This is a genomic window from Kitasatospora sp. NBC_00458 (assembly GCF_036013975.1).
Taxonomy (GTDB): domain Bacteria; phylum Actinomycetota; class Actinomycetes; order Streptomycetales; family Streptomycetaceae; genus Kitasatospora.
Genome location: NZ_CP107904.1, coordinates 1,895,241 through 1,920,610, shown reverse-complemented (window position 1 = coordinate 1,920,610; position 25,370 = coordinate 1,895,241). Strand labels below are relative to the sequence as shown.

The 25,370-nt window shown below is 74.0% G+C and carries 23 protein-coding genes and 1 riboswitch; of the genes, 20 read left to right on the top strand and 3 right to left on the bottom strand.

What is annotated here, in order from left to right; all coding sequences use genetic code 11:
* Window positions 1-163 precede the first annotated feature (163 nt).
* Window positions 164-2,353, bottom strand: coding sequence for an ATP-binding protein (locus OG550_RS07055; protein ID WP_327675708.1), 2,190 nt, complete (start codon window positions 2,351-2,353; stop codon window positions 164-166).
* 227 nt (window positions 2,354-2,580) lie between these two features.
* On the opposite strand from OG550_RS07055, the gene OG550_RS07050 reads away from it, so the two are divergent.
* From OG550_RS07050 to OG550_RS06990, 13 genes are all read left to right on the top strand, one after another.
* On the top strand, window positions 2,581-3,057 hold the full coding sequence (locus tag OG550_RS07050) for a DUF948 domain-containing protein (protein ID WP_327675706.1): 477 nt from the start codon (window positions 2,581-2,583) through the stop codon (window positions 3,055-3,057).
* 4 nt (window positions 3,058-3,061) lie between these two features.
* Window positions 3,062-3,502, top strand: a complete 441-nt coding sequence (locus OG550_RS07045) for a DUF6167 family protein (protein ID WP_327675704.1) — start codon at window positions 3,062-3,064, stop codon at window positions 3,500-3,502.
* Window positions 3,502-6,171 (top strand): alanine--tRNA ligase, encoded by a 2,670-nt coding sequence (alaS, locus tag OG550_RS07040; protein ID WP_327675702.1) that lies wholly within the window; start codon window positions 3,502-3,504, stop codon window positions 6,169-6,171. The genes OG550_RS07045 and alaS overlap by 1 nt, the downstream gene beginning before the upstream one ends.
* Entirely contained in the window at window positions 6,171-6,656 is a 486-nt protein-coding gene (ruvX, locus tag OG550_RS07035) for a Holliday junction resolvase RuvX (protein WP_327675700.1), read from the top strand. The genes alaS and ruvX overlap by 1 nt, the downstream gene beginning before the upstream one ends.
* 106 nt (window positions 6,657-6,762) lie before the next feature.
* Window positions 6,763-8,010: an endolytic transglycosylase MltG gene (mltG, locus tag OG550_RS07030; protein ID WP_327675698.1), complete on the top strand. Its 1,248-nt coding sequence runs from the start codon at window positions 6,763-6,765 to the stop codon at window positions 8,008-8,010.
* Window positions 8,011-8,418: 408 nt separating this feature from the next.
* Complete coding sequence (gene mltG / locus OG550_RS07025; protein WP_327675696.1) at window positions 8,419-10,431, top strand: endolytic transglycosylase MltG; 2,013 nt, start codon at window positions 8,419-8,421, stop codon at window positions 10,429-10,431.
* Window positions 10,432-10,460: 29 nt separating this feature from the next.
* Complete coding sequence (locus tag OG550_RS07020) at window positions 10,461-11,291, top strand: shikimate dehydrogenase (RefSeq protein ID WP_327675695.1); 831 nt, start codon at window positions 10,461-10,463, stop codon at window positions 11,289-11,291.
* Between the two features lie 217 nt (window positions 11,292-11,508).
* Window positions 11,509-12,693: a chorismate synthase gene (gene aroC / locus OG550_RS07015; protein ID WP_327675693.1), complete on the top strand. Its 1,185-nt coding sequence runs from the start codon at window positions 11,509-11,511 to the stop codon at window positions 12,691-12,693.
* The gene (locus tag OG550_RS07010) at window positions 12,690-13,211 is read left to right on the top strand and encodes a shikimate kinase (protein ID WP_327675690.1); all 522 of its coding nucleotides are present in this window, start codon (window positions 12,690-12,692) and stop codon (window positions 13,209-13,211) included. The genes aroC and OG550_RS07010 overlap by 4 nt, the downstream gene beginning before the upstream one ends.
* Window positions 13,204-14,292: a 3-dehydroquinate synthase gene (aroB, locus tag OG550_RS07005; protein WP_327675688.1), complete on the top strand. Its 1,089-nt coding sequence runs from the start codon at window positions 13,204-13,206 to the stop codon at window positions 14,290-14,292. The genes OG550_RS07010 and aroB overlap by 8 nt, the downstream gene beginning before the upstream one ends.
* Entirely contained in the window at window positions 14,289-14,729 is a 441-nt protein-coding gene (aroQ, locus tag OG550_RS07000) for a type II 3-dehydroquinate dehydratase (RefSeq protein ID WP_327675687.1), read from the top strand. Before aroB ends, aroQ begins: the two co-directional genes overlap by 4 nt.
* A gap of 344 nt (window positions 14,730-15,073) precedes the next feature.
* Window positions 15,074-15,910 carry an AAA family ATPase gene (locus OG550_RS06995; RefSeq protein WP_327683708.1) on the top strand — a complete coding sequence of 279 codons (837 nt, stop codon included), beginning with the start codon at window positions 15,074-15,076 and terminating at the stop codon, window positions 15,908-15,910.
* 176 nt (window positions 15,911-16,086) lie between these two features.
* Window positions 16,087-16,896 (top strand): Fpg/Nei family DNA glycosylase, encoded by an 810-nt coding sequence (locus OG550_RS06990; protein WP_327675685.1) that lies wholly within the window; start codon window positions 16,087-16,089, stop codon window positions 16,894-16,896.
* A gap of 82 nt (window positions 16,897-16,978) precedes the next feature.
* On the opposite strand, the gene OG550_RS06985 is transcribed toward OG550_RS06990, so the two are convergent.
* The gene (locus tag OG550_RS06985) at window positions 16,979-17,398 is read right to left on the bottom strand and encodes an ArsR/SmtB family transcription factor (RefSeq protein ID WP_327675683.1); all 420 of its coding nucleotides are present in this window, start codon (window positions 17,396-17,398) and stop codon (window positions 16,979-16,981) included.
* 81 nt (window positions 17,399-17,479) lie between these two features.
* A riboswitch (cobalamin riboswitch) is annotated at window positions 17,480-17,669 on the top strand.
* A gap of 33 nt (window positions 17,670-17,702) precedes the next feature.
* Between OG550_RS06985 and OG550_RS06980 the strand changes: the two genes are divergently transcribed.
* The 6 genes from OG550_RS06980 (at window position 17,703) to OG550_RS06955 (ending at window position 23,678) form a co-directional block, all read left to right on the top strand.
* Window positions 17,703-18,887, top strand: a complete 1,185-nt coding sequence (locus tag OG550_RS06980) for a HoxN/HupN/NixA family nickel/cobalt transporter (RefSeq protein ID WP_327675681.1) — start codon at window positions 17,703-17,705, stop codon at window positions 18,885-18,887.
* A 211-nt stretch (window positions 18,888-19,098) separates the two neighbouring features.
* Window positions 19,099-20,205 carry a M24 family metallopeptidase gene (locus OG550_RS06975; RefSeq protein ID WP_327675679.1) on the top strand — a complete coding sequence of 369 codons (1,107 nt, stop codon included), beginning with the start codon at window positions 19,099-19,101 and terminating at the stop codon, window positions 20,203-20,205.
* A gap of 85 nt (window positions 20,206-20,290) precedes the next feature.
* Window positions 20,291-20,854, top strand: a complete 564-nt coding sequence (gene efp, locus OG550_RS06970; RefSeq protein WP_327675677.1) for an elongation factor P — start codon at window positions 20,291-20,293, stop codon at window positions 20,852-20,854.
* A 4-nt stretch (window positions 20,855-20,858) separates the two neighbouring features.
* Window positions 20,859-21,296, top strand: coding sequence for a transcription antitermination factor NusB (gene nusB, locus OG550_RS06965; RefSeq protein WP_327675675.1), 438 nt, complete (start codon window positions 20,859-20,861; stop codon window positions 21,294-21,296).
* A 163-nt stretch (window positions 21,297-21,459) separates the two neighbouring features.
* Window positions 21,460-22,305, top strand: coding sequence for a thioesterase family protein (locus OG550_RS06960; RefSeq protein ID WP_327675673.1), 846 nt, complete (start codon window positions 21,460-21,462; stop codon window positions 22,303-22,305).
* Window positions 22,306-22,739: 434 nt separating this feature from the next.
* A complete protein-coding gene (locus tag OG550_RS06955; RefSeq protein WP_327675671.1) occupies window positions 22,740-23,678 on the top strand; it encodes a hypothetical protein in 939 nt (312 codons plus the stop codon).
* Window positions 23,679-23,910: 232 nt separating this feature from the next.
* Here OG550_RS06955 and bldD read toward each other — a convergent pair whose 3' ends face one another.
* Entirely contained in the window at window positions 23,911-24,414 is a 504-nt protein-coding gene (gene bldD, locus OG550_RS06950) for a transcriptional regulator BldD (RefSeq protein ID WP_045692870.1), read from the bottom strand.
* A gap of 328 nt (window positions 24,415-24,742) precedes the next feature.
* Here bldD and pyrR point away from each other — a divergent pair, with 328 nt between their 5' ends.
* Window positions 24,743-25,366: a bifunctional pyr operon transcriptional regulator/uracil phosphoribosyltransferase PyrR gene (pyrR, locus tag OG550_RS06945; protein ID WP_327675667.1), complete on the top strand. Its 624-nt coding sequence runs from the start codon at window positions 24,743-24,745 to the stop codon at window positions 25,364-25,366.
* Window positions 25,367-25,370 lie beyond the last annotated feature (4 nt).

The window sequence follows — 25,370 nt, the reverse complement described above, 5'->3', positions numbered from 1 at the left end:
CGGGGTGCTCCTTCCGTACGGGCCGGGTGTCTCTGGCCGCTCCAGCAATGGACAAGATTCAACTATTCCCGGGTGCGGGACCGGCGCGGGACCGGGGCGAGGCCGGGCGGACCGGGGCGGGCCCGCGCGGCCCCCGGAGACCCCCGCCGGCTCCGCCGCCCGCTCAGTGCCAGACGGGGGACGGCTGCGGCGTCGGCGGCACCGGCCCGGGCCCGGTCCCGTGGCCGGGGCCGCCCGGGTGCTCCCCGCCGCCGAGCGCCCGGGACACGGCCGCGTCCAGGTCGAGCCGGGCGCCGGAGGCGAAGAAGTCGGTGAACTCCTGCTCGGTCAGTCCCGCCCCGGCCCGCTCCTCGCAGGCCCGGTGCGGTCCGTTGAAGGTCCGCGAACCGAAGAACGGCTTGCCCACCGTCCGCCAGATCCGGTGCGCCGCGCCCTGGAGCACCCGGGCCTCCCGCAGGTCGCCGGGCTCGCCCGGGCCGGCCGGCTCCGTCTCCAGCAGCGCCAGCAGGTCGATCGCCAGCACGATCCCCAGCAGGTCGTTGAACAGGTGGTTGAGCCGGACGCTCTCCCGGGCCAGCGCCCGGGCGGGCCGCACCTCGCCGTCCAGCCAGTGCGCGTACGCGAGGGCGTAGAGGGCGTACGCGTACGCCCACTGCTCGCCGTGCTCCTCGCAGAGCTCGCGGGCCTGCCCCAGCCAGAGCTCGCCGCTCTCCTGGTCGCCCTGGAAGAGGTAGGCGATGCCCAGCTCGAACATCGCCATCAGCACGTTGCTGTTCAGCTCGCCGATGGTCCGGTAGTGCCAGAGGGCCTCCTCGAACAGCTCGGCGGCGCGGGCCGGCTCGTCGCCGATCAGCGCCGCGCAGCCCTGCCGGTGCACGGCGTAGGCGAGCGCGCGGTCGTCGCCGGTGGCCAGCGCCTGGCGGCGGCACTCCTCCAGGGCGGGCCGGGCGGCGACCAGGTCCCCCTGGAGGGTGGCCATGTAGCCGGTCACCCAGAGCGCCTTGGCCCTGGCCCCGGTCGGCTCCGGGTCCAGCGCCAGCGCGCGGTCCAGCCAGTGCCGCCCCTCGCCGAGGTGTCCGCAGCCGACCCAGTAGAACCAGAGCGTGCCGGCCATCAGCAGCGCGAGCTGCTCCTCGCCGGGCTCGGCCAGGCAGAACTCCAGCGCGGCCCGCAGGTCGGCGTGCACCAGCTCGGTGCGCTCGGCGGTCTCCGCCTGCCGGGGGCCGAACCACTCGACCTCGCCCCAGGTGGCCACGCCCAGGTACCAGTCGCGGTGCCGGCGCAGCAGCCGCTGCTCGTCCCCGGCCGCGCGCAGCCACTGCAGCCCGTACTCGCGGACGGTGTCCAGCAGCCGGAACCGGACGCCGTAGGCGCAGTCCTCGCGCAGCACCACGGACTTGGCGACCAGCTCGGTCAGCAGGTCGAGCAGTTCGTCCGGGTCGACGCCCCGGCCGGCGCACACGTACTCGGCGGCGTCCAGGTCGAAGCCGCCCGCGAAGACCGAGAGGCGGGCCCAGAGTAAACGTTCCTGCACTGTGCAGAGCTCGTGACTCCAGCCGATCGTCGTGCGGAGCGTCTGGTGGCGCGGCAGGGCCGTCGGGTCGCCCCCGGTCAGCAGCCGGAACCGGTCGTCCAGCCGGGCGCCGATCTGCGCCACCGACAGCGCCCGCAGCCGCCCGGCGGCCAGCTCCACGGCCAGCGGGATGCCGTCCAGCCGTCGGCAGAGCCGGGCGATCACCTCCGCGCCCTCGGTCGAGACGTCGAAGGCGGGCACCACCGCCCGGGCCCGGTCCGCGAACAGCCGCACCGCGTCCGGCAGCACCCCCGGGCGCACCGGGCCGACCGGCAGCGGCGCCAGGGTCAGCAGGTGCTCGCCGGCCGTCCGCAGCGCCACCCGGCTGGTGGTGAGCACCCGCAGCCCGGGCAGCGCCCGCAGCAGTGCCCGGACCAGCTCCGCGCAGGCCTCCACGAGGTGCTCGCAGCCGTCCAGCACCAGCAGCAGCCGCCGGCCGGCCAGCTGCTCGACCAGCACGTCCAGCGGGGGCCGGGCCGTGCCGTCGGTCAGCCGCAGCGCCTCCAGGACGGCGTGCCCCAGCAGCTGCCGGTCCTGCACGGGCGCGACCTCGACCAGCCAGGTGCCGTCCGGGAACGCGCCGGCCGCCCGGGCCGCCGCGCGCAGCGCCAGCCGGCTCTTGCCGACCCCGCCCGGGCCGGTCACCGTCACCAGCCGCTGCCCCGCCAGCAGCCGGGCCAGCTCGGTCAGCTCCCGCTGCCGGCCGACGAAGCTGGTGACCTCCGCCGGCAGCCGCCCCGGCGGCGCACCTCCGGGCTGCGGTGTGGATTCCCCGTCCAAGCGCTGCTCCCCGTGTCCCGGCCCGGGCCTGCGGTCCGGGCGTCCGTCGGGCCGCGTGGGTGGCGGCCTGCCTGGCAGAACGAGGTGACCGGCGGGTAGGTTACGCGCGCGGATCGCACACCCGACCGGATCGCCGGGCGGGCCCGCCCGGATAACCCGGTCCGGAAACCGGTCGTGGTCGCGATAGGGTTCCCCTGGAGAACCGCAAGGCGAGGGAGCGCGCAAAAGTGTCCGTGGGAGAGCTGGCCGGTCTGCTCGTCGCCGTGTTCTGGGCGGTCCTGGTCACCCTGCTCGCGGTCGTCCTGGTCCGCCTCTCCCGGGTGCTCAAGGAGGCCACCGTCCTGGTCTCCGCCGTCACCGAACAGGCCGTCCCCCTGCTGACCGACGCCGGCGCGGCCGTGCGCAGCGCCAACGAGCAGCTGGAGCGGGTCGACGAGATCACCGCCAACGTGCAGGACGCCGCGGCCAACGCCAACGCCCTCTCCTCCACCGTCGCGGCCACCCTGGGCGGGCCGCTGGTCAAGGTCGCGGCCTTCAGCTACGGCGTGCGCAAGGCCGTCGCCAAGCAGCAGGGCGGCCCGTCGGTGCCCGCCCAGCCGTCCGAGCGCGAGGAGCTGGCCCGGCTGATCCGGGCCGAGGTGCGCGCGGCGACCGTGCAGAAGAGCGGCCTGATCGCCCGGGTCCGGCGCGCGGTGAGGAGCTGACGGCATGGTGCGACGCATCTTCTGGATGGCGGTCGGCGCCGGCGCCACCGTCTGGGCCGTGAACAAGGCCAACGAGGCGGTCCACCGGCTCACCCCCGACAGCCTCTCCGGCACCGCTGCGCGCGGCGCGCTCGACCTGGGCGACGCCGCCAAGCGGTTCGCGCGGGACGTGAAGGCCGGCATGGCCGAGCGCGAGGAGCAGCTGCGCGAGGACCTCGGGCTGGACGGCACCGCCGTCGTGGAGCCCCGCCGCCGCAGGGTCCTGCGCGGCGAGCCCCAGTACCGAGCTATCTCGGCGGCGCCCGGCAGCCCGGCCGCCGCCCTGCCTCCGTCCAGCAGTGCCCGCGCATCGTCCGACGATGCCCGCACCACCCCCCAAGCCATCGAAAAGACGCCCCGTCGTGCGCTTCCGCCGCGGGGCGGTACGAACCGGAAGGACCACTAATGGAGTCGGCAGAGATCCGCCGCCGCTGGCTGCGCTTCTTCGAGGAGCGCGGCCACACCGTCGTTCCGTCGGCGTCCCTGGTCGCCGACGACCCCACCCTGCTGCTGGTCAACGCCGGCATGGTGCCGTTCAAGCCGTACTTCCTGGGTGAGGTCAAGCCGCAGTTCTCGCGCGCCACCAGCGTGCAGAAGTGCGTCCGCACCCTGGACATCGAGGAGGTCGGGAAGACCACCCGGCACGGCTCCTTCTTCCAGATGTGCGGCAACTTCTCCTTCGGCGACTACTTCAAGGAAGGCGCCATCAAGTTCGCCTGGGAGCTGCTCACCGGCTCCGTCGCGGACGGCGGCTACGGCCTGGAGAAGGAGAAGCTCTGGATCACCGTCTACCAGGACGACGACGAGGCCGAGCAGATCTGGCGCGACGTCATCGGCGTGCCGTCCGAGCGCATCCAGCGCCTCGGCATGAAGGACAACTTCTGGTCGATGGGCGTCCCCGGCCCGTGCGGCCCGTGCTCGGAGATCAACTACGACCGCGGCCCCGCCTACGGCGAGGAGGGCGGCCCGGCCGTCAACGGCGAGCGCTACCTGGAGATCTGGAACCTGGTCTTCATGCAGTACGAGCGCGGCCACGGTGACGGCAAGGACGGGTTCGAGATCCTCGGCGACCTGCCGAGCAAGAACATCGACACCGGCCTCGGCCTGGAGCGCCTCGCCGCCATCCTGCAGGGCGTCGACAACCTCTTCGAGATCGACACCAGCCGGATGATCCTGGACCGGGCGGCCGAGCTCACCGGCCACACCTACGGCGCCGACCACAAGTCGGACGTCTCGCTGCGCGTGGTCACCGACCACATCCGCACCGCGCTGATGCTGATCGGCGACGGCGTCACCCCGGGCAACGAGGGCCGCGGCTACGTGCTGCGCCGCATCCTGCGCCGCGCCATCCGCAACATGCGCCTGCTGGGCGCCACCGGCGTGGTCGCCAAGGACCTCACCGACACCGCCATCAAGGCGATGGCCCCGCAGTACCCGGAGCTGGAGAGCGACCGCAAGCGCATCGAGACGGTCGTCACCGGCGAGGAGGCGGCCTTCCTGCAGACCCTGAAGTCCGGCACCACCCTGCTGGACACCGCCGTCACCGAGACCAAGCAGGCCGGCGGCGCCGTGCTCTCCGGCGACCAGGCCTTCAAGCTGCACGACACCTACGGCTTCCCGATCGACCTGACCCTGGAGATGGCCGAGGAGCAGGGCCTCCAGGTCGACGAGGCCGGCTTCCGCCGCCTGATGCAGGAGCAGCGGGACCGCGCCAAGGCGGACGCCAGGGCCAAGAAGATGGGCCACGCCGACGTCGCCGCGTACCGCGAGGTCGCCGACGGCTCCGGGGCCAGCGTCTTCACCGGCTACACCCTCACCGAGGGCGAGGCCACCGTGGTCGGCCTGCTGGTCGACGGCGTGCCGTCGCCGGCCGCGTCCGAGGGCGACGAGGTCGAGATCATCCTCGACCGCACCCCGTTCTACGCCGAGGGCGGCGGCCAGCTCGCCGACCACGGCCGGATCCGGCTGGACTCCGGCGCGGTCGTCGAGATCCGCGACGTGCAGCAGCCCGTCCCGGGCGTGGTCGTGCACTCCGGCGGCGTGCTGTTCGGCGAGGTCGTGCTCGGCGCCGCCGCGTACGCCACCATCGACGTGGAGCGCCGCCGGGCGATCGCCCGTGCCCACTCGGCCACCCACCTGACCCACCAGGCGCTGCGCGACGCGCTCGGCCCGACGGCCGCCCAGGCCGGTTCGGAGAACGCGCCGGGCCGCTTCCGCTTCGACTTCGGTTCGCCCGCCGCCGTGCCCGGCAGCGTGCTGGTCGACGTCGAGCAGAAGATCAACGACGTGCTGACCCGCGAGCTGGAGGTCACCGCCGAGGTCATGACGATGGACCAGGCCCGCAAGGCCGGTGCCATCGCCATGTTCGGCGAGAAGTACGGCGACGAGGTCCGGGTCGTCACCATCGGCGACTTCTCCAAGGAGCTGTGCGGTGGCACGCACGTCGGCAACACCGCCCAGCTGGGCCTGGTGAAGCTGCTCGGCGAGTCCTCGATCGGCTCCGGCGTGCGCCGCGTCGAGGCGCTGGTCGGCGCCGACGCGTACCGCTTCCTGGCCCGTGAGCACACCGTGGTCGCCCAGCTCACCGAGCTGGTCAAGGGCCGCCCGGAGGAGCTGCCCGAGAAGATCTCCGGCATGCTCGCCAAGCTGAAGGACGCCGAGAAGGAGATCGAGCGCTTCCGCGCCGAGAAGGTGCTCGCGGCCGCCGCGGGCCTCGCCGACTCGGCCGAGGACGTGCGCGGCATCGCCGTGGTGGCCGCCAGGGTCGCCGACGGCACCGGCGCGGACGAGCTGCGCAAGCTGGTCCTGGACGTGCGCGGTCGGCTGGGCTCGCGCCCGGCCGTGGTCGCCGCCTTCACCGTCGCGAACGACCGCCCGCTGACCGTGATCGCCACCAACGAGGAAGCCCGCGGGCGCGGCGTCAAGGCCGGCGAGCTGGTCCGCACCGCCGCCAAGACCCTCGGCGGCGGCGGCGGCGGCAAGGACGACGTCGCCCAGGGCGGCGGCAGCAACCCGGGCGCGGTCGACGAGGCCATCGCCGCGGTGCGCGGCCTGGTCGCGGAGCGCGCCTCCTGATGGACGAGCAGGTCGAGGAACGGCCCTTCCGGCGGGGGCGGCGGATCGCCGTCGACGTCGGGGACGCCCGGATCGGGGTCGCGTCCTGCGACCCCGACGGGGTGCTCGCCACACCGGTCGAGACCGTCCCCGCAGGGGTGAAGTCGCAGGCCCGGATCGCCGCGATCGCCGAGGAGTACGGCGCGATCGAGGTGATCGTCGGGCTGCCGCGCTCGCTCAGCGGCAAGGAGGGCCCGGCGGCGGAGAAGGTCCGCGGGTACGCGGCCCGGCTGGCGAACCGGCTCTGGCCGGTGCCGGTTCGGCTGGTGGACGAGCGGATGTCGACCGTCACCGCCACCCACGGGCTGCGCGCCTCCGGGGTCAAGGCGAAGAAGGGCCGCTCGGTCGTCGACCAGGCGGCGGCCGTCGTGATCCTCCAGTCCGCCCTTGAGTCCGAACGGGTGAGCGGACGCCCGCCCGGTGAGAGCGTCGAGGCGGCCGGCTGACCGGCCTGATCTAACGTCCCGATGAGGGGCCCGTGCGGACGCGTCCGCACGGGCCCCTCTGCCGTTGCCGTCGTGCGCTTTCCGCGCGGACCCGCAGAGGGGCGCAGTGACCGACCTGGACTTCACGCCCGGACTCACCCCCGGCCATCTCGGTGCGCCGGCCGTGGAACCGGAGGGCCGCCCGCCGGGGGCGCACCGCCGGCGCCCCGAGCCGCCGGACCCGCACCGCCGGCGCAACGGGCTGGCCTGCCTGCTCACCGCGCTCTCGCTGATCGCGGTGTTCGGCGGGGCCGGGCTGGCCGGGTTCAGCTGGATCCAGGGCCAGCACAAGCCGCCGGCCGTCGCGGACTACGCGGGCGGCGGGTCCGGTTCGGTCCAGGTCTCGGTGCCGGAGGGCGCGGGGCTCAGCCAGATCGCCTCGGCCCTGGTGCGCAACGGCGTCGTCGCCAGCTCGATCGCCTTCACCCGGGCGGCCAAGGGCAGTGCGGCCGCCGCCGGGCGGATCCAGCCCGGCACCTACACACTGCGGCAGAAGATGTCCGCGGCCGCCGCGCTCGCCGTGCTGGTGGACCCGGCCAACGCCAACGGCCTGACCATCCCCGAGGGGTGGCGGGGCAGCCAGATCTACGCGGCGATCGACCGCAAGCTCCAGCTCCCCGAGGGCACCACCGAGAAGGCGGCCCAGGAGCAGGCCGCCGAACTGGGCCTGCCGGAGTTCACCAACGGCAGCCCCGAGGGGTACCTCTTCCCCGCGACGTACAGCGTCACCGAGGACACCACCGCGGTCGACCTGCTGAAGCAGATGGTCGAGCGGGCCGGCAAGGAGTTCGCCCGGGACGACGCGGAGGTCGTCGCGCAGAACCTCGGGCAGAGCCTGTACGGGCTGGTGACCATCGCGAGCATGATCCAGGGCGAGGCCGACAACACCGAGGACATGGGCAAGGTGTCCCGGGTCATCTACAACCGGCTGGCGAAGGGCATGCCGCTCCAGCTGGACTCGACCATCAACTACGCGCTCGGGCGGTCGACGCTGAACACCAGCGTCACCGACACGCGGCTCGACTCCCCCTACAACACCTACCGGCACACCGGGTTGCCGCCGACGCCGATCTCCAACCCGGGGCGGCAGGCGATCATGGCGGCGGTCGACCCGGTGGCGGGGGACTGGCTCTACTTCGTCACGGTGAAGCCCGGGGACACCCGGTTCACCGACAGCTTCGACGTGCAGCAGAAGAACGTGGCGGAGTTCAACGCCAACCGGGTGTCGGCGAGCCCCTCGGCCTCCGCGTCGGAGCCGTCCTCGGGGGCGGCCTCGGCGGGTGCCTCGGTGCCGTCGGGGGAGGCCGGGCACTGAGCCGCCGCGCGGGCCGCCGACCTGCCGGGCGGCCGTCGCCGCCGGGGCGGGCGGGGCGGGCGGGACGGTGGCGCGGTGACGGTCCGGCAGGCGCCCGGTGGCTGTCCGGTGGCGGTTCGGCGGGTGTTCGACGGGTCTCCGGAGTGCGTCCGGTGGCGGTCCGGTGACGGGGCGGTGCACGTCCGCCGGCCCGGTCGGGCGGACTCCCGCCGGGGGTCGGCCCGCGGTGCACCGGCCGCGTACGGAGGGTCCGGCCGGCGGCCGAGGGCCCGGCCGGGAGACCGTCTGCGGTACGGTAGCGTCTCCGTCCAGGTGTTGCGCTAGCACGCCGGTTCGAGAATCAGCCGGGACACCGTCCCGGACGGCCGGGCCGATCCTCCGGTCGTCTCCGTCGGTATAAGGGGATCAATGACCGATCTGGGTCGGGGCTACGGCCCCCAGGGCTCCGAGCCGTGGAATCCGGACGATCCCGGGTACGGCGGTCAGCAGCCGGTCCCCGGCCAGCAGGACGGGCAGTGGCAGCAGCACCCCCAGCAGGCGCAGTACGGCGGCGGTGAACAGGGGTACCCGCAGCAGCAGATGCAGCCCGGCATGGGCGGCCAGCAGCAGGGCGTGGGTCAGCAGGGCATGGGTCAGCAGGGTTACCCCCAGCAGGGGCAGCCCCAGCAGGGCTACCCGCAGGGCCAGGGATTCCCGCAGGGCCAGGGCTATCCGCAGGAGCAGCAGCAGTTCGGGGGCGGCCAGCAGGGCTACGGGCAGCAGCAGGTCCCCCAGGGCATGCCGCAGCAGGGCTACCCGCAGCAGCAGATGCAGCCCGGCATGGGCGGCCAGCAGCAGGGCATGGGTCAGCAGGGCATGGGTCAGCAGGGTTACCCCCAGCAGGGGCAGCCCCAGCAGGGCTACCCGCAGGGCCAGGGATTCCCGCAGGAGCAGCAGCAGTTCGGGGGCGGCCAGCAGGGCTACCCGCAGCAGCAGATGCCCCAGGGCACGCAGCAGCAGCCCGGCCAGCAGCCCGGACAGCAGCAGCCCCTGCAGCAGCAGCCCGTCCCGCCGCAGGCCGGGGAGGCGCAGGCCGGATCGCGCCGGCGGAAGGCGCCCGCCGCCGCGCCGGCCTCCGGTCCGGGCCCGGACGGCATCGACTGGGAGGCCGAGGCCGCCGCCCTGGAGGCCGGCGCCGGCCCCGCGGAGGCCGCGCCCGAGCACGCCGAGGACGAGTGGGACGGCCACGAGGAGGAGTACTCCGAGGGCGACGGGGACGCGTTCGAGGAGCAGGACGGCTTCCTCGGCGAGGAGGACCAGTCCCGCGAGGCGAAGAAGAAGCGCAAGGAGAAGGGCAAGAAGTCGGGGCGCCGCAACGGCGGCGCCTGCCTGGTGGTCGCACTGGTGCTGCTCGGCGCCATGGGCGGCGCCGGCTGGTGGGGCTACGGCTTCTACCAGGACAACTTCGGTCCGCCGCCGGACTTCAGCGGCAAGGGCAGCGGCACGACGACGGTGGAGATCAAGCAGGGCGCGGTCGGGTCCCAGATGGGTGCGGCGCTGAAGGCCGCGGGCGTGGTGAAGAGCGTCAAGGCCTTTACCAACGCGTGCGACAAGAACCCGAAGTGCGCCACCATCCAGCCCGGTACGTACACCGTTCCCCGGGAGATGTCGGCCGAGTCCGCCGTCACGAGCCTCGTGGAGGCCAACGGCGGCGAGAAGCTGATCATCCAGGAGGGGCTGACCGCCGCCGCCACCTACGTCAAGATCGACGACAAGCTGCAGCTCCCCAAGGGCACCACGGCCGAGGTCGCCAAGGCCCAGGTCGGCAGCCTCGGACTGCCCCCGTACGCCAACGGCAACATCGAGGGCTTCCTCTGGCCGGCCCGCTACTCGATCGCCGACGGCATGAAGCCCGAGGACCTGCTCAAGCAGATGGTCAAGAACGCCGTCGAGCGCTATGCCGCCCTGGACGCGGAGGCTCCCAAGATCGGCCTCAAGACCGGCTACGAGGTCGTCATCGAGGCGAGCATCCTGCAGGCCGAGGGCAACAACCCGGCGGACTTCGCGAAGATGGCCCGGACCATCCAGAACCGGCTGGCCGACAAGGGCAAGATCGACGGCAAGCTCGGTATGGACACCACGCTGCAGTACGCGCTGGGCCGCAAGGTGCTGGACAAGAAGGACATCAACGACGCGTCCAACAAGTACAACACCTACTACAACCCGGGCCTGCCGCCCGGCCCGATCTCCAACCCCGGCCAGGACGCCATCAAGGCGACGCTGAACCCGGCGGACGGCAAGTGGCTGTACTTCATCGCGATGTCGCCGACCAGCACCCTGTTCGCCGAGACGGACACCGAGCACGCGGCCAACGTCGAGGAGTACTGCAAGGCGAACGGCCAGAAGTTCGACAAGGTGGCCGTCCACTGCACGACCAAGTGACGGCGGACCACGGCCGGGGAGGCACCAGCATGACCAGCAGGCACCGGGCCGCCGTCCTCGGCTCGCCCATCGTCCACTCGCTCTCGCCGGACCTGCACCGGGCCGCCTTCGCGGCGCTCGGGCTGGACGACTGGCGGTACGACCGCTTCGAGGTGGACGAGGAGGGGCTGCCCGCCTTCCTCGCCGGACTGGACGAGGCCGAGTGGGCGGGCCTGTCGCTCACCATGCCGCTCAAGCGGGCGGTCATCCCGCTGCTCGACGAGGTCAGCGGCACCGCGCGCTCGGTGGAGGCGGTGAACACCGTCGTGTTCACCGCCGACGGGCGGCGGACCGGTGACAACACCGACGTCCCCGGGCTGGTCAACGCGCTGCGCGAGCGCGGCGTGACCGACGTCCCGTCGGCGGCGGTGCTCGGCGCCGGCGCCACCGCCTCCTCGGCGCTGGCGGCGCTGGCCCTGCTCGGCACCCGCGAGGTGACCGTCTACGTGCGCAGCCCCGAGCGGGCCCGCGAGATGGCGGAGCTGGGCGAGCGGCTCGGCGTCGCCGTCCGGACCGCCGACTGGGCGCGCGGTGCCGAGGCGCTGGCCCAGCCGCTGACCGTCTCCACCACGCCCGCCGGTGCCACCGACGGCTTCGCGGACGCGCTCCCGGCCGAGCCGGGTGCGCTGTTCGACGTGCTCTACCACCCGTGGCCGACCCGGCTGGCCGCCGTCTGCACGGAGCGCGGGGCGACCGTGCTCGGCGGGCTGGACCTGCTGGTGCACCAGGCGGTGCTCCAGGACGAACTCTTCACCGGGCGCACGCCCGGCCCGCTGGCGGCGGTCCGCGCGGCGGGCGAGGCGGCGCTCGCCGCCCGCTGAGCCCGGGGGTCCGCCGGGCGCGGCCCCGGACCCGCCGCGGCACCACCCCGGGGCGCGCCGGACCCTGGTCCGGTCCGTCCGCAGGTCGGCCGGTCGCCGTCCGTCACGCGGACCGTGCGGCCGGGCGGTCCCGGGACGTGAAAGGATTCGGGGGAGAAGGCACGCACGCCCGGGCGGGTCGCGGCTGCGCGGCCGGTCCGCTGATGAAGGAGCTCCGTTGGGTACGTTGCGCTGGCTGACGGCGGGGGAGTCGCACGGTCCCGCACTCGTCGCGACGCTGGAGGGCCTGCCCGCCGGTGTACCGGTCACCACCGCCGTGGTGGCCGACGCGCTGGCGCGCCGCCGGCTCGGCTACGGCCGCGGCGCACGGATGAAGTTCGAGCAGGACGAGGTGACCTTCCTCGGCGGCGTCCGGCACGGCGAGACCATGGGCAGCCCGGTGGCGATCATGGTCGGCAACACCGAGTGGCCGAAGTGGGAGCAGGTCATGTCGGCCGACCCGGTCGACCCCGAGGTGCTGGCCGGGCTCGGCCGCAACGAGGCGCTGACCCGCCCCCGCCCCGGCCACGCCGACCTGGCCGGCATGCAGAAGTACTCGATCGACGAGGCCCGTCCGATCCTGGAGCGCGCCAGCGCCCGTGAGACGGCCGCCCGGGTCGCGCTCGGCGCCGTCGCCCGCGCGTTCCTCAAGGAGACCTGCGGCATCGAGATCGTCAGCCACGTGGTCGAGCTGGCCGCCGCCAAGGCCCCGGCCGGCGTGCTGCCGCTGCCGTCCGACGAGGCGAAGCTGGACGCGGACCCGGTCCGCTGCCTGGACGCCGACGCCTCGAAGGCGATGGTCGCCGAGATCGACCAGGCCCACAAGGACGGCGACACCCTCGGCGGCGTCGTCGAGGTGCTCGCCTACGGCGTGCCGGTCGGCCTCGGCTCGCACGTGCACTGGGACCGCCGGCTGGACGCCCGCCTCGCCGCCGCGCTGATGGGCATCCAGGCGATCAAGGGCGTCGAGGTCGGCGACGGCTTCGAGCTGGCCCGGGTGCCCGGTTCCCAGGCGCACGACGAGATCGTCCCGACCCCCGAGGGCACCAGGCGCACCTCCGGCCGCTCCGGCGGCACCGAGGGCGGCCTCTCCACCGGGGAGCTGCTGCGGGTGCGCGCCGCGATGAAGCCGATCGCGACCGTCCCGCGCGCGCTGCGCACCGTCGACGTGCGCACCGGCGAGCCGGCGAAGGCGCACCACCAGCGTTCGGACGTCTGTGCCGTGCCGGCCGCCGGCATCGTCGCGGAGGCCATGGTCGCCCTGGTGCTGGCCGACGCGGTGAGCGAGAAGTTCGGCGGCGACCACGTGTCGGAGACCCGCCGCAACGTGCAGGGCTACCTCGACAACCTGATCGTCCGATGACCGCACCCGTCGTGGTGCTGGTCGGCCCGCCCGGCAGTGGCAAGACCACCGTCGGGCGGGCCCTCGCCGAGCGGCTCGGCGTCGGGTTCCGGGACACCGACGCGGACATCGAGGCGCAGGCGGGCAAGCCCATCCCGGAGATCTTCATCGACGAGGGCGAGCCGCACTTCCGCGAGCTGGAGGCGGCGGCCGTGCGGGCCGCCGCCGGGACCCACGACGGCGTGCTCGCGCTCGGCGGCGGCGCGGTGATGGCCGACGCCACCCGCGAACTGCTGCACGGGCTGCCAGTGGTGTTCCTGGAGGTCCCGCAGGCCGACGCGGTCAAGCGGGTCGGCCTGGACGCCCCCCGCCCGCTGCTGGCCGTCAACCCGCGGGCCCGCTGGCGCGAGCTGATGGAGGCCCGCCGCCCCCTCTACCTGGAGGTGGCCACCGCCGTCGTCGACACCGCCGGCCGCACGCCCGGGCAGGTCGCGGACGCCGTACTGGAAGCACTGGAGCTGAAGACCCCCCATGACTGACATCGTCAGGATTCACGTCGGCGGCAGCGCCGGCCACGACCCGTACGACGTGCTGATCGGGCACCGGCTGCTCGGCGAGCTGGCGCCGCTGATCGGCGGCCGGGCCAGGCGGGTGGCGATCATCCACCCGGAGGCGCTGGAGGCCACCGCCGAGGCGATCCGCGAGGACCTGCTCGGCGAGGGCTACGAGGCGATCGCCCTCCAGGTGCCCAACGCCGAGGAGGCGAAGAGCGCCGAGGTGGCGGCCTACTGCTGGTCGGTGCTCGGCCAGACCGGCTTCACCCGCAGCGACGTCGTCGTCGGGCTCGGCGGCGGCGCCACCACCGACCTGGCCGGCTTCGTCGCCGCCACCTGGCTGCGCGGGGTCCGCTGGATCTCGATGCCCACCACGCTGCTCGGCATGGTCGACGCGGCGGTCGGCGGCAAGACCGGCATCAACATCGCCGAGGGCAAGAACATGGTCGGCGCCTTCCACCCGCCGGTGGGCGTGCTGGCCGACCTCGGCACCCTGGAGACGGTCCCGAAGCACGACTACGTCTCCGGCCTCGCCGAGGTCGTCAAGTGCGGGTTCATCGCCGACCCGGCCATCCTCGACCTGATCGAGGCCGACCCGGAGGGCGCGAAGACCCCCGCCGGGCCGCACACCGTCGAGCTGATCCGGCGCGCCATCCAGGTCAAGGCCGACGTGGTCTCCGGCGACCTCAAGGAGTCGGGCCGCCGGGAGATCCTCAACTACGGCCACACCCTCGGCCACGCCATCGAGCGCAACGAGCGGTACAAGTGGCGGCACGGCGCCGCGATCTCGATCGGCATGGTGTTCGCCGCCGAGCTGGGCCGGCTGGCCGGCCGGCTGGACGACGAGACCGCCGACCGGCACCGCAAGGTGCTCGCCTCGGTCGGCCTGCCGCTCAGCTACCGCGCGGACGCCTGGCCGAAGCTGCTGGACGCGATGAAGATCGACAAGAAGTCGCGCGGCGACCTGATCCGCTTCATCGTGCTGGACGGCCTGGGCAGGACCTCCGTGCTGGAGGGCCCAGACCCGTCCCTGCTGGTCGCCGCGTACGCGGAGGTCTCCTCGTGACGAGGGTCCTGGTGCTCAACGGCCCCAACCTCGGCCGGCTCGGCAGCCGGGAGCCGGACGTCTACGGCTCCACCTCGTACACCGGGCTGGTCGCGCGCTGCACGGCGCTCGGCGAGGAGCTGGGCTTCGCGGTCGAGGTGCACGAGACCAACTCCGAGCAGCAGATGGTCGAGTGGCTGCACGAGGCGGCCGACGGCAGGGTCCCGGTGGTGATCAACCCGGGCGCGTTCACCCACTACTCGTACGCGATGCGGGACGCCGCCGCGCAGCGGACCGCACCGCTGATCGAGGTGCACATCTCCAACCCGTACGCCCGGGAGACCTTCCGGCACACCTCGGTGATCGCCGCGGTGGCCTCCGGCACGATCGCCGGATTCGGGATCGGCTCGTACGAGCTGGCCCTGCGCGCCCTCGCCGAGCAGCTCACCACGGGCTGACGGGCGGGCGGTGAGCACGTCGGCGGCCGGGCGGCGGACTGTGTCCGCTGCCCGGCCGCCGTGTAGTGTCCCCGCTGAAAAGAAGTCGGGAGGTGACCGTGACGCAGTACGCCGGGGGTGGAGAAGTCCCCCCACGTCCCGTCGCTCCGCCGGTTCCGCCGGCCCCGCCGTACCCCGGTAGCGCCGCCGGGCCGGCCGCGTCCGCGCCCTCGTCCGCGCCGGACCCGCTGTCGGGGCCGCCGACCGTGCCCGTGCCGGTGGTCCGGCCGGACACCGCGCCCTCCCCGGGCGGGGGGCCTTCCGGGGCGCCCGCCGGGGTGCCGGCGGGGCCGTCCGCGGGTCAGCTGCCCGGTCCGCAGCCGGGTCAGCAGCCGGGCCCGCCCGTGGGGCGGCCGCCGGGTTCCCCGGCCGGGCCTTCGGCCGGGCTGCCTCCGGTGCCGCCGGCTCCCGCGCCCGCTCCCGTGCCCGCCCCGGTTCCCGCTCCCGCCCCGGCCGGTCCGCCGCCCGTACGGCTGGCGGCTCCCGCCCCGGCCCCGGTGCCGCCCGGTTCCACCGGGCACTTCCTGCTGCCCTCCGGTGCGCCCGTCCAGCTCCCGGTGCACGCGCCGCAGCAGCACGCGCCCACCGGTCCGATCGCGGTGCTGCTGATCGGCCCGGCCGGTGCCGGCAAGACCACCGTCGCCCGGCACTGGGCCGAGCGGCGCCCCAGCCCGACCGCGCACATCAGCCTCGACGACGTCCGGGAGTGGGTGCAGTCCGGCTTCGCCAACCCGCAGTCCGGCTGGAACAACGCCTCCGAGGCGCAGTACCGGCTGGCCCGGCGGACCTGCGGTTTCGCCTGCCGCAACTACCTCGCCAACGGCATCTCCTGCATCATCGACGACGCCGTCTTCCCGGACCGCCCGGCGATCGGCCTCGGCGGCTGGAAGCGGCACATCGGGCCGGGCATGATCCCGGTGGTGCTGCTGCCCAGTCTGGACTCGGTGCTCAGCCGCAACGCGCGGCGCAGCGGCAACCGGCGGCTCGGGGACGAGGAGGTCGCCCGGATCCACGGGCGGATGGCCGGCTGGTACAACTCCGGGCTGCCGATCATCGACAACTCCCACCTGGACGTCGCGGCGACCGCCGCCGAGCTGGACCGGGTGATCCTGGCCCGGCTGCTGGGCATCCCGGTGCGCTGAGCGGTCGGTCCGACGGGCCGCTCGTCCGTTCGTCCGACCGGCTGCCCGTCCGTTCGTCCGGCGGTCCGACAGTCCGTTCGTGCGGCTGTCCGTGCGGCTGTCCGCCGGCCCGGTCTGTCGGTGCCGGCTGAGAAGATGGACGGGTCCTGATCGCACCACCAGGGGGAGCCGCGCCCGTGCCGGAAGGCCACATCATCCACCGTCTCGCCGCCGAGAACCACCGGGCCTTCGGTGGCCGTCCGGTCCGTGCCACCAGCCCGCAGGGCCGGTTCGCGGACAGCGCCGCACTGATCGACGGGCAGGAGCTGGTCGCGGCCGAGGCCACCGGCAAGCACCTGTTCCTGGGCTTTGCGGACGACGCGTGGGTCCACGTCCACCTCGGCCTCTACGGCGGCTTCAGCTTCGGGGACGGGCCGGCTCCGGCGCCGGTCGGCCTGGTCCGGCTGCGGCTGGAGAACGACGACCACTTCGCCGACCTGCGCGGCCCCAACACCTGCGCGCTGATCACCGGCGAGGAGAAGGCGGCCGTCGCCGCCCGGCTCGGGCCCGACCCGCTGCGGGCCGACGCCGACCCGGAGCTCGCCTGGCGGCGGATATCCGGCAGCCGGACGACGGTCGCGGCGCTGCTGATGGACCAGAAGGTGCTGGCGGGGGTCGGCAACGTCTACCGCGCCGAGGTGCTGTTCCGGCACGGCATCGACCCGCACCGGGCCGGCCGCGACCTGCGCCGCGCCGAGTGGGACGCGATCTGGGCGGACCTGGTCGCGCTGATGCGCGAGGGCGTCGGCGCGGGCCGGATCGACACCGTCCGGCCCGAGCACACCCCGGAGGCGATGGGCCGGCCGCCGCGCGTCGACGACCACGGCGGAGAGGTCTACGTCTACCGCCGGGCCGCCATGCCCTGCCTGGTCTGCGGCACCGACGTCCGCACCGAGGAGCACGCCTCGCGTAACCTCTTCTGGTGCCCGACCTGCCAGCGGGCGTAGCGGTTCCGCCGCCGCGGGGGAGCGGCGCCGGGGCGCGGCGGTCGGCCGCCGTACCCCGCCAGCCGTCCGGTCGGAGGAACGGTCAGCCGGTCGCGGCGGTGGACCCGGGACGCTCCTCGTCGGCCGTGTGACCGGGGAGCTCGATGTGCTCGCCCCCGGCGCACTCGTCGAGGAGGGGGCGCATGGCGTCGTCGACGAGCCGGTAGCGCACCACACGTCCGTCCTTCTCCCCGGCCACCACGCCCGCGGTGCGCAGCAGCCTCAGCGCCTGGGAGACGGCCGGGTCGCGCATGCCGGTGGCGACCGCCAGGTCGGTGACGGCGAGCGGCCCGGCCCGGTGCAGGGCGAGCAGCAGGGAGAGCCGCCCGGGGTCGGCGAGCAGTGAGAAGCGCTCGGCCCAGGTCCGGACCCGGTGGGCGTCGCCGATCGCCGCGATCGCCTCGCAGACCCGGTGCCCGTCGATGGTGCGGTGGCCCGCGCGGTCGGCCGGTACGAGATGCATGCCCGCATTCTTGCAGCCGGCGGGCTGTGATCCCGGACACCTGCGCAGGTGCGCAGCCTTGCAAGGGTGTTCGGGGGCCCCTACGGTGTTCCCCGCCGTGGTGCTCGGGAAGACCGGTGGCGGACCCTCAGGGGTCCCAGTCCGGAGCGGCCCTCGCCACTGTGATCGGGGGAGTCGTCGGTACCCACGACGCCACTGGACGCCTCGCGTCCGGGAAGGCGGGTACCGGAAGCCCGTAAGCCAGGAGACCGGCCACGGCATCTCACGAACGTCATTCCACGAGGTGCTGGAGCGTGATCCGCAGATGACCCTGCCCGAAACCGCCGCCGATCCGACGGCGTCGAGCGTCCTGCCGACGTTCCGCTGGAGGCGGGAGGACAGCCTCCGCACGGCCGGCCTGATGGGTGTGATCCTGGCCATGCACGTGGTGGCCTTCGGCACCCTGATATTCCTGGTCGCGCCGGAGGAGTACGAGGTCGGGACCCAGGTCTTCGGGGTGGGCCTGGGCATCACCGCCTACACCCTCGGCATGCGGCACGCCTTCGACGCCGACCACATCGCGGTGATCGACAACACCACGCGCAAGCTGATGGCGGACGGCAAGCGGCCGGTCTCGGTGGGCTTCTGGTTCGCCCTCGGGCACTCCTCGATGGTCGTGCTGATGGCGGCCCTGGTGGCGGGCGGCGCCCAGCTGGCCGGAACGCTGATGGACGACGAGTCCACCACCCACCAGTGGCTGGGCGTGGTCGGGACCTCGGCCTCCGGGGTGTTCCTCTACCTGATCGGCGCGCTCAACCTCGCGGCGCTGTTCGGCATCCTCAAGGTGTTCCGCTCGATGCGCGCCGGGCGGTACGACGAGGCCGAGCTGGAGGAGCACCTGAACGCGCGGGGCTTCCTGGCGCGGGTGCTCAACCGGGCGACCCGCTCGATCACCCGGCCGGGCCAGATGTTCCCGGTCGGGATGGTGCTCGGCCTGGGCTTCGACACCGCGACCGAGGTGTCGCTGATGGTGATGGCCGGCTCCGGTGCGGCCTCGGGCCTGCCCTGGTACGCGATCGTCTGCCTGCCGCTGCTGTTCGCGGCCGGGATGAGCCTGTTCGACACGCTGGACGGCACCTTCATGAACTTCGCCTACCAGTGGGCGTTCTCCAACCCGGTGCGGAAGGTCTACTACAACCTGACCATCACCGGGCTGTCGATCGCGGTGGCGTTCATCATCGGGACCATCGAACTGGTCGGGGTGCTGCACGAGAAGCTCGACCTCACCGACCCGGTGAGCGGCTGGATCGCGGAGATCTCGCTGGACAACGTCGGCTACGCGATCGTCGGCCTGTTCGTGGTGGTCTGGGCGGCGGCCATCGCGTACTGGCGGCTGGCGGGCGTCGAGCGGAAGTGGAGCCCGCAGCCGCTCCGACCGGCACCGGCCGCCGCTCCGGCCCCCGAGGCGGCTCCCGAGGCGGCTCCCGAGCCGGCGGGGGAGGCCGGGTAGCCCCGGCCCGGCCCGGCCCGGTCGGCGCGGCACCGGGCCGACCGGGCACGGGAGCCGCATCCGTGCGGCTCCCGGAGGCCCCTCCCGGCGCCGGACGCGGCGCCCTCCCCGGCGCCCTCCCCGGCCCCCGGAGGCCCGGCGGGCGCCGCCCCCGTGCCCGGGTGGGGGCGTTCGGCGGGCGGATCGGGGTGGGGGTTCGTAGGCTCGACCCATGTCTGATGCGTACGCGGGCCGGCGGGAGCGGTTGCGGGAGCACTGCAGTGCGACCGGGGCCGACGCGGCGCTGATCACCAGGGCGGCGAACGTGCGGTACCTGACCGGGTGCCCGCCGTGCGGGGCGACGCTGCTGCTCACCCGGGACCGGGTGCTGCTGACGCTGCCCGACGACCTGCCGCCGGACGACGCGGGGGAGCACCTGATCGCCGCGGACGTCACCCGGGTGCCGGTCGCGGCCGGGGCCGACACCGCGCTGGCGGCGGCCGCCTCGGCGGCGCGGCTGGGGGTGGGCGGTCTGGCGGTGGAGGAGCACGACCTGACCGTCACCCGGCACCGCTCCGTGGCGGGGCTGGCCGAGGGCGTGCGGCTGGCCGACCTGGGCCAGGCGGTGGAGCGGCTGCGGGTGGTGAAGGACGAGCACGAGATCGCCGATCTGCGGATCGCGGCCGAGATCGCCGACCAGGCGCTCGGCGAGCTGCTGGAGTCGATCCTGGTCGGCCGGACCGAGCGGCACCTGGCGATGGAGCTGGAGCGCCGGATGATCGACCACGGCGCGGACCGGGCGGCGTTCCCGGTCTCGGTCGGCACCGGCAGCCACTCGGGCCAGCAGGCGCACCAGCCCACCGACCGGCGGGTGGAGGAGGGCGACTTCCTGACCGTGGTGCTGGGCGCCCGGTACCGCGGGTACGGGGTGTCGACCGCCCGGACCTTCGTGATCGGGGCGGCCCCGGCGCCCTGGCAGGTGGAGCTCCACCGGCTGGTGTTCCGCGCCCAGCGGGCCGGGCGGGAGGCGCTCGGACCGGGCGTCGAGCAGTACGTGCCCGACCAGGCCGCGCGGGAGATCCTGCACGCCGCCGGGCACACCGAGGCCTCTCCGCACCCGATCGGTCACGGCATCGGGCTGGAGATCCGGGAGGCGCCGCGCCTGGGCCCTTCGGACATGGGTAAACTGGACAGCCGCGTGCCGGTCACCGTCGGTCCAGGGGTCCACCTCCCGGGCCGGGGCGGTGTCCGGATCGAGGACACGCTCGTCGTGCGCCCCCCAGAGGAGGGCGGGCCCGAGCTGCTCACCATCACCACCAAGGAGCTCCTCGCCCTGTGAGCCGCGCACTGCTGAAGAGCAGCCGCGGTGAACCGGACGCAATCCCTTGGTTCCTTGACAGCTATATCCAGGAGTAAGTGCGCCCGTGGCTTCCACGAACGATCTCAAGAACGGCATGGTCCTCAAGCTGGAGGGCGGCAAGCTCTGGTCCGTCGTCGAGTTCCAGCACGTCAAGCCCGGCAAGGGTCCGGCCTTCGTGCGCACCAAGCTCAAGGAGGTCCTGTCGGGCAAGGTCGTCGACAAGACCTTCAACGCCGGCACCAAGGTCGAGACCGCCAGCGTCGACAAGCGCGGCATGCAGTTCTCGTACAAGGACGGCGAGAACTTCGTGTTCATGGACACGGACACCTACGACCAGGTCACGGTCGAGCCGGCCGTCGTCGGTGACGCCGCCAAGTACCTGCTTGAGGGCTTCGAGGCCCTGGTCGCCATGTACGAGGGCGCGCCGCTGTACATCGAGCTCCCGGCCTCGGTCGAGCTGCTCATCTCGCACACCGAGCCGGGTGTGCAGGGCGACCGCTCCACCGGCGGCTCCAAGCCGGCCACCCTGGAGACCGGCGCCGAGATCGCCGTCCCGCTCTTCATCGTCACCGGTGAGAAGATCAAGGTCGACACCCGCGACGGCAGCTACCTCGGCCGGGTGAAGTAAGTCCGTGTCGTCCGCACGCACCAAGGCCCGTACGCGAGCCTTCCAGATCCTCTTCGAGGCCGACCACCGCGGGGTCGACCCGCTGACGGTCCTCGCCGACTGGGTGGCCCGGGCCCGGGTGGCCAAGCCGGACGAGGGCACCCCGCAGGTGGGCGAGTACACGATGGAGCTGGTCGAGGGCTACGTCCAGTACGCCCGCCGCATCGATGAGCTGATCTCGCAGTACGCGGTCGGCTGGACGCTCGACCGGATGCCGATCGTGGACCGCAACGTCCTGCGGCTCGGCGCGTACGAGCTGATCTGGGAGGACGGCGTCCCGGACGCCGTCGTCCTGGACGAGGCGGTCGAGATCGCCAAGGAGTTCTCCACGGACGACTCCCCGGCCTTCGTGAACGGCCTGCTCGCCCGCTTCATGGAGCTGAAGCCCGGCATCCGCCGGTAGCGGCTCACCAGCGTCAACCGACGGCCGTCGGACCGGGAACGGTCCGGCGGCCGTCGTGCGTTTCCCCCGGGTGGCGTATGTTGGTGCCTACTCGCCAGTAACCTGGTGCGCCGGCGGCCCCGCGCCCGTCGGCGACCCCGCAGCGAAGGGCAGGCCACCCCCCATGACCACGGCGATCCGCAGCGAGTTCGACCAGGGCATAGCCCTGACCCCGCACCCGGACGAGTCCGGCCGGTACGACGGCGAACTCGGCGCCGGCTGGCAGATCGGCGGCGGCGTCAACGGCGGACTGCTGCTCGCGGTGGCCGGCCACGCGCTCTCGCTGGAGCACGGCACCCGCGCGGAGAGCGCCGACCACGCCGACCCGGTCTCGATCAGCGGCTACTACCTCTCCGCCTCCACCCCCGGCCCGGCCACCGTGCGCACCGAGGTGGTCCGCACCGGCCGCTCGCTGTCCACCGGCACCGCCTCGCTCAGCCAGGACGGCGTCGAGCGGCTGCGGGTGATCGCCACCCACGGCGACCTCGGCGCCGTCGACGGCGAGGTGCGCACCAGTGCCCGGCCGCCCCAGCTGCCGCCGCCGGACCAGTGCATCGGCGTCGAGCACGCGCCCAAGGAGCTGATCGCGCAGGCCGCCCTGCTGGAGCGGTTCGACATGCGGCTCGACCCGGCCACCATCGGCTGGGCGCTCGGGCAGCCGTCGGGGGAGGGGCGGATCCAGGGCTGGTTCCGGCTCGCCGACGGCCGCGAGCCCGACCCGCTGCTGCTCCTGCTGGTCGCGGACTCGCTGCCGCCGGTCACCTTCGACCTGGGGATGCCGGGTTGGGCGCCGACCGTCGAGCTGACCGTGCACCTGCGCGCCAAGCCCGTCCCGGGGTGGCTGCGGGTGGTGCACGCCACCCGGAACCTGGCCGGCGGGTACTTCGAGGAGGATGCCGAGGTCTGGGACGAGGCGGGCCGGCTGGTCGCGCAGTCCCGCCAGCTGGCCCGGGTGCCGCGTCAGGCGTGAGGCCGGGTCAGGCGTGAAGCCGGGTCGGTCGTGAGGCCGGGTCAGGTGGACGTGGGGCCGGGGCGGGGGCGGGACCGGGCCGGACGTGAGGAAGGGTCAGGAGTGCGTCGTCGGGGGGCGGGTGCGGACGGGTGCGCGCGGGGCGCTTGGTGCGAGGGGCGCGAACGCCCGGCGCGCGACTGCCGCCGCACGCTGCTTCAGTGCCGCTGGGCGTGAGCGAACGGATACGGGGCGTGACCATGGACCGGCGTGCGGGGCGGGCGCGCGGGGCGTGACGGCCCGTCCGCACAACCGTGCGTGACTCCAAACACCTGATTCACCCTCGGTTACAGTCCTGTGACACGCCGTACGTGTGCGCCACGCGGGGCTGGGGAGGACAACGGGCGGCGGCAGCACCCGCCGCCGCCCGTCCGCCGCCCGCCCGAGGAGTCCCGATGAGCCGCAACGGCCGCGCCCGCCGCACCCCCGACTGCACCGCCGCCGGTTCCCGGCCGCGGTCGCGCTCCCGGTACGAGCGGGCGGAGCGGGCCGACGGCCACGAGCGGACCGAGGGGCGCGACCGGCACCGGGCCGACGGCGGCCAGGCCTTCGTCATCGGCGTGCTGACCGGTGCCGCCGACTTCGAGCGGGCCCGGACCTGGGGGCTCTCCGACGCCCCGGACCACGAGCAGTACCTGCGCGAGACGGCCGAGCTGCTCGCCGACGCCCGGCGGCGCTTCGACACCGTCCGGGCCCGGATGTTCCACCCGCAGGACTTCGCCGACTTCTGCCTGCTGCACGGGCTCGACCCGGCCGAGCAGGCCGCCCGCGACCGCTACCTCGTCAACCCGCCGCTGCAGACCCAGCTCCTCGCCTACCAGGGGGAGGAGCTGGTCGGCGACTTCGTGCCCCGGCTGGTCCGGGCCCGGGAGAACGGGCTGACCCTGCGGCACGCCGACCTGCTGCTCGACGGCGGGCTGTACGGGGAGCGCGACGAGGTGGTGGCGGCGGCCTACGAGCGCGGCGCCGAGGTGTTCCGCCGGATGCTGCTCGGCGCCGGCAGCGGGGTCTACGAGCTGCGCCTCGCGGTGGACGCGCCGGGCGGGCGGCTCGGCGCGGCGGCCCGGGTGCTCCAGTGGGAGGACGGCGTGGTGCGGATCAACGACGAGGACCTGGAGCTGCTCTGCGCGGTGCTCTGCACGGGCCTGGCGCGCGAACTGCCCGGGCTGGCCGTGCTGCACGGGGCGCAGGGCTCGGCGGCGTCCTGCGGGGAGTACCGGCCGACCGCCTGGGCCTGGGCCAGCGAGGGCCGGGTGTGGGCGCCGGCGGGCGGTCCCGTCCGGCTGGACGGGGTGGCCGCGGAGCCGGGCTACCGGCTGGAGACGGTCTGCTGAGCGGTCCGCCGCCCGGGATGGGACGGTGCCCGGGATGGGACGGTGTCCGGGGCGGGACGGCGCCCGGGGGAGGGCGCCGACGGGCGCGGGGCGCGGCCGGGGCGTACGGGGGCACGCCGCGGCGCGGCCCCCCTGGAGGGGAACCGCGCCGTGACGTTTCTGCTGGGTACTGCCCCGGAAACCGCTTCGGGTACTTCCTGTCCCCGGTGGGGGGACCGGTGCGGAGCCAGCCTCAGCCCGCCTCCTCCTCGCGCACCGCACGGCGCGCGTCGGGGTTGAGCACACCCCAGGAGATCAGCTGCTCGGTGAGGATCGACGGCGACTGGTCGTAGATCACGGCCAGCGTGCGCAGATCGTCCTGGCGGATCGACAGCACCTTGCCGTTGTAGTCGCCGCGCTGGCTCTGGATGGTCGCCGCGTAGCGCTGCAGCGGACCGGCCTTCTCGGACGGCACCTGGGTCAGTCTCTCCAGGTCGAGCACCAGGCGCGGCGGGGGCTCGGCCGCACCGCCGGGCGTCCCGCCCGGCAGCAGCTCCTGGACCGGGACCCCGTAGAACTCCGCCAGTTCGGCCAGCCGCTGCACGGTGACCGCACGGTCGCCGCGCTCGTAAGAGCCGACGACGACTGCCTTCCAGCGCCCCTGGGACTTCTCCTCGACACCGTGCAGGGAGAGACCCTGCTGTGTGCGGATGGCTCGGAGCTTGCCTCCGAGCTGCTTCGCGTAGTCGCTGGACATTGATCTCCCCGGACGAGATTGCTTCGCGTTCAGTGGTGGGTCACGGGCGATTGCCGACGCCGTTACCGGTGGGTTCGACGTCCGTCTCGTAACTCACTGTGAGGTTACGTAGAGTGAGGTAGTTGCGTCAAGCCGAATGGGGCAGTCGTGCGAATGGCCCGCATCAGCCGTGCGTCCGGTGCGTGAACCGGGGGAAGCGGAACGATGGCCGTCGGTTTGCCGGTGGCCGCGCTGATACGATGACCTGAGCCAACGCCGCGTCGGCGGAGGCCTTCCCGACATCCTTTAAGACCCGTCCCGTGAGGCGGGGAAGGAGGTCCGCTTCGGCATGACCGCACACCACGAGACCGCTCCGCGACCGCCGCACCAGGTGCTGGACGGCACGGACATCGCCCGGGTCGTCACCCGGATAGCGCACGAGATCGTCGAACGCGCCAAGGGCGCCGAGGACGTCGTGCTGCTCGGCATCCACACCCGCGGCGTCCACCTGGCCAAGCGCCTGCACGCCCGGCTGGCCCAGATCACCGGCAGCGAGATCCCGCTCGGCACCCTGGACATCACCATGTACCGGGACGACCTGCGCCTGAAGCCCGCCCGCGCCCTGGAGCACACCGAGATCCCGCCCGGCGGCATCGACGGCAAGCTCGTCATCCTCGTCGACGACGTGCTCTTCTCCGGCCGCACCATCCGGGCCGCGCTCGACGCGCTGAACGACATCGGCCGGCCGCGCGCCGTCCAGCTCGCCGTCCTGGTCGACCGGGGCCACCGCGAGCTGCCGATCCGCGCCGACTACGTGGGCAAGAACCTGCCCACCTCGCTGCGCGAGGCCGTCCAGGTCCGGCTCGCCGACCGCGACGGCGTGGACGCCGTCCTGGTCGGGGACCGCGACTTCGCGGCCCGCTCCTCGCAGGCCCTGGCCGCCCGGCCGTCCGAACCGCACCTCCCGGAGTAACCCG

What these genes read in the sequence shown, in the direction of transcription:
- OG550_RS07045 (WP_327675704.1), top strand. Translation starts at nt 3,062, where the DNA reads ATGGTGCGACGCATCTTCTGGATGGCGGTCGGCGCCGGCGCCACCGTC.
- alaS (WP_327675702.1), top strand. Translation starts at nt 3,502, where the DNA reads ATGGAGTCGGCAGAGATCCGCCGCCGCTGGCTGCGCTTCTTCGAGGAG.
- ruvX (WP_327675700.1), top strand. Translation starts at nt 6,171, where the DNA reads ATGGACGAGCAGGTCGAGGAACGGCCCTTCCGGCGGGGGCGGCGGATC.
- mltG (WP_327675696.1), top strand. Translation starts at nt 8,419, where the DNA reads ATGACCGATCTGGGTCGGGGCTACGGCCCCCAGGGCTCCGAGCCGTGG.
- OG550_RS07020 (WP_327675695.1), top strand. Translation starts at nt 10,461, where the DNA reads ATGACCAGCAGGCACCGGGCCGCCGTCCTCGGCTCGCCCATCGTCCAC.
- OG550_RS07010 (WP_327675690.1), top strand. Translation starts at nt 12,690, where the DNA reads ATGACCGCACCCGTCGTGGTGCTGGTCGGCCCGCCCGGCAGTGGCAAG.
- aroB (WP_327675688.1), top strand. Translation starts at nt 13,204, where the DNA reads ATGACTGACATCGTCAGGATTCACGTCGGCGGCAGCGCCGGCCACGAC.
- OG550_RS06985 (WP_327675683.1), bottom strand. Translation starts at nt 17,398, where the DNA reads ATGCATCTCGTACCGGCCGACCGCGCGGGCCACCGCACCATCGACGGG.
- OG550_RS06980 (WP_327675681.1), top strand. Translation starts at nt 17,703, where the DNA reads ATGACCCTGCCCGAAACCGCCGCCGATCCGACGGCGTCGAGCGTCCTG.
- OG550_RS06975 (WP_327675679.1), top strand. Translation starts at nt 19,099, where the DNA reads ATGTCTGATGCGTACGCGGGCCGGCGGGAGCGGTTGCGGGAGCACTGC.
- OG550_RS06960 (WP_327675673.1), top strand. Translation starts at nt 21,460, where the DNA reads ATGACCACGGCGATCCGCAGCGAGTTCGACCAGGGCATAGCCCTGACC.
- OG550_RS06955 (WP_327675671.1), top strand. Translation starts at nt 22,740, where the DNA reads ATGAGCCGCAACGGCCGCGCCCGCCGCACCCCCGACTGCACCGCCGCC.
- bldD (WP_045692870.1), bottom strand. Translation starts at nt 24,414, where the DNA reads ATGTCCAGCGACTACGCGAAGCAGCTCGGAGGCAAGCTCCGAGCCATC.
- pyrR (WP_327675667.1), top strand. Translation starts at nt 24,743, where the DNA reads ATGACCGCACACCACGAGACCGCTCCGCGACCGCCGCACCAGGTGCTG.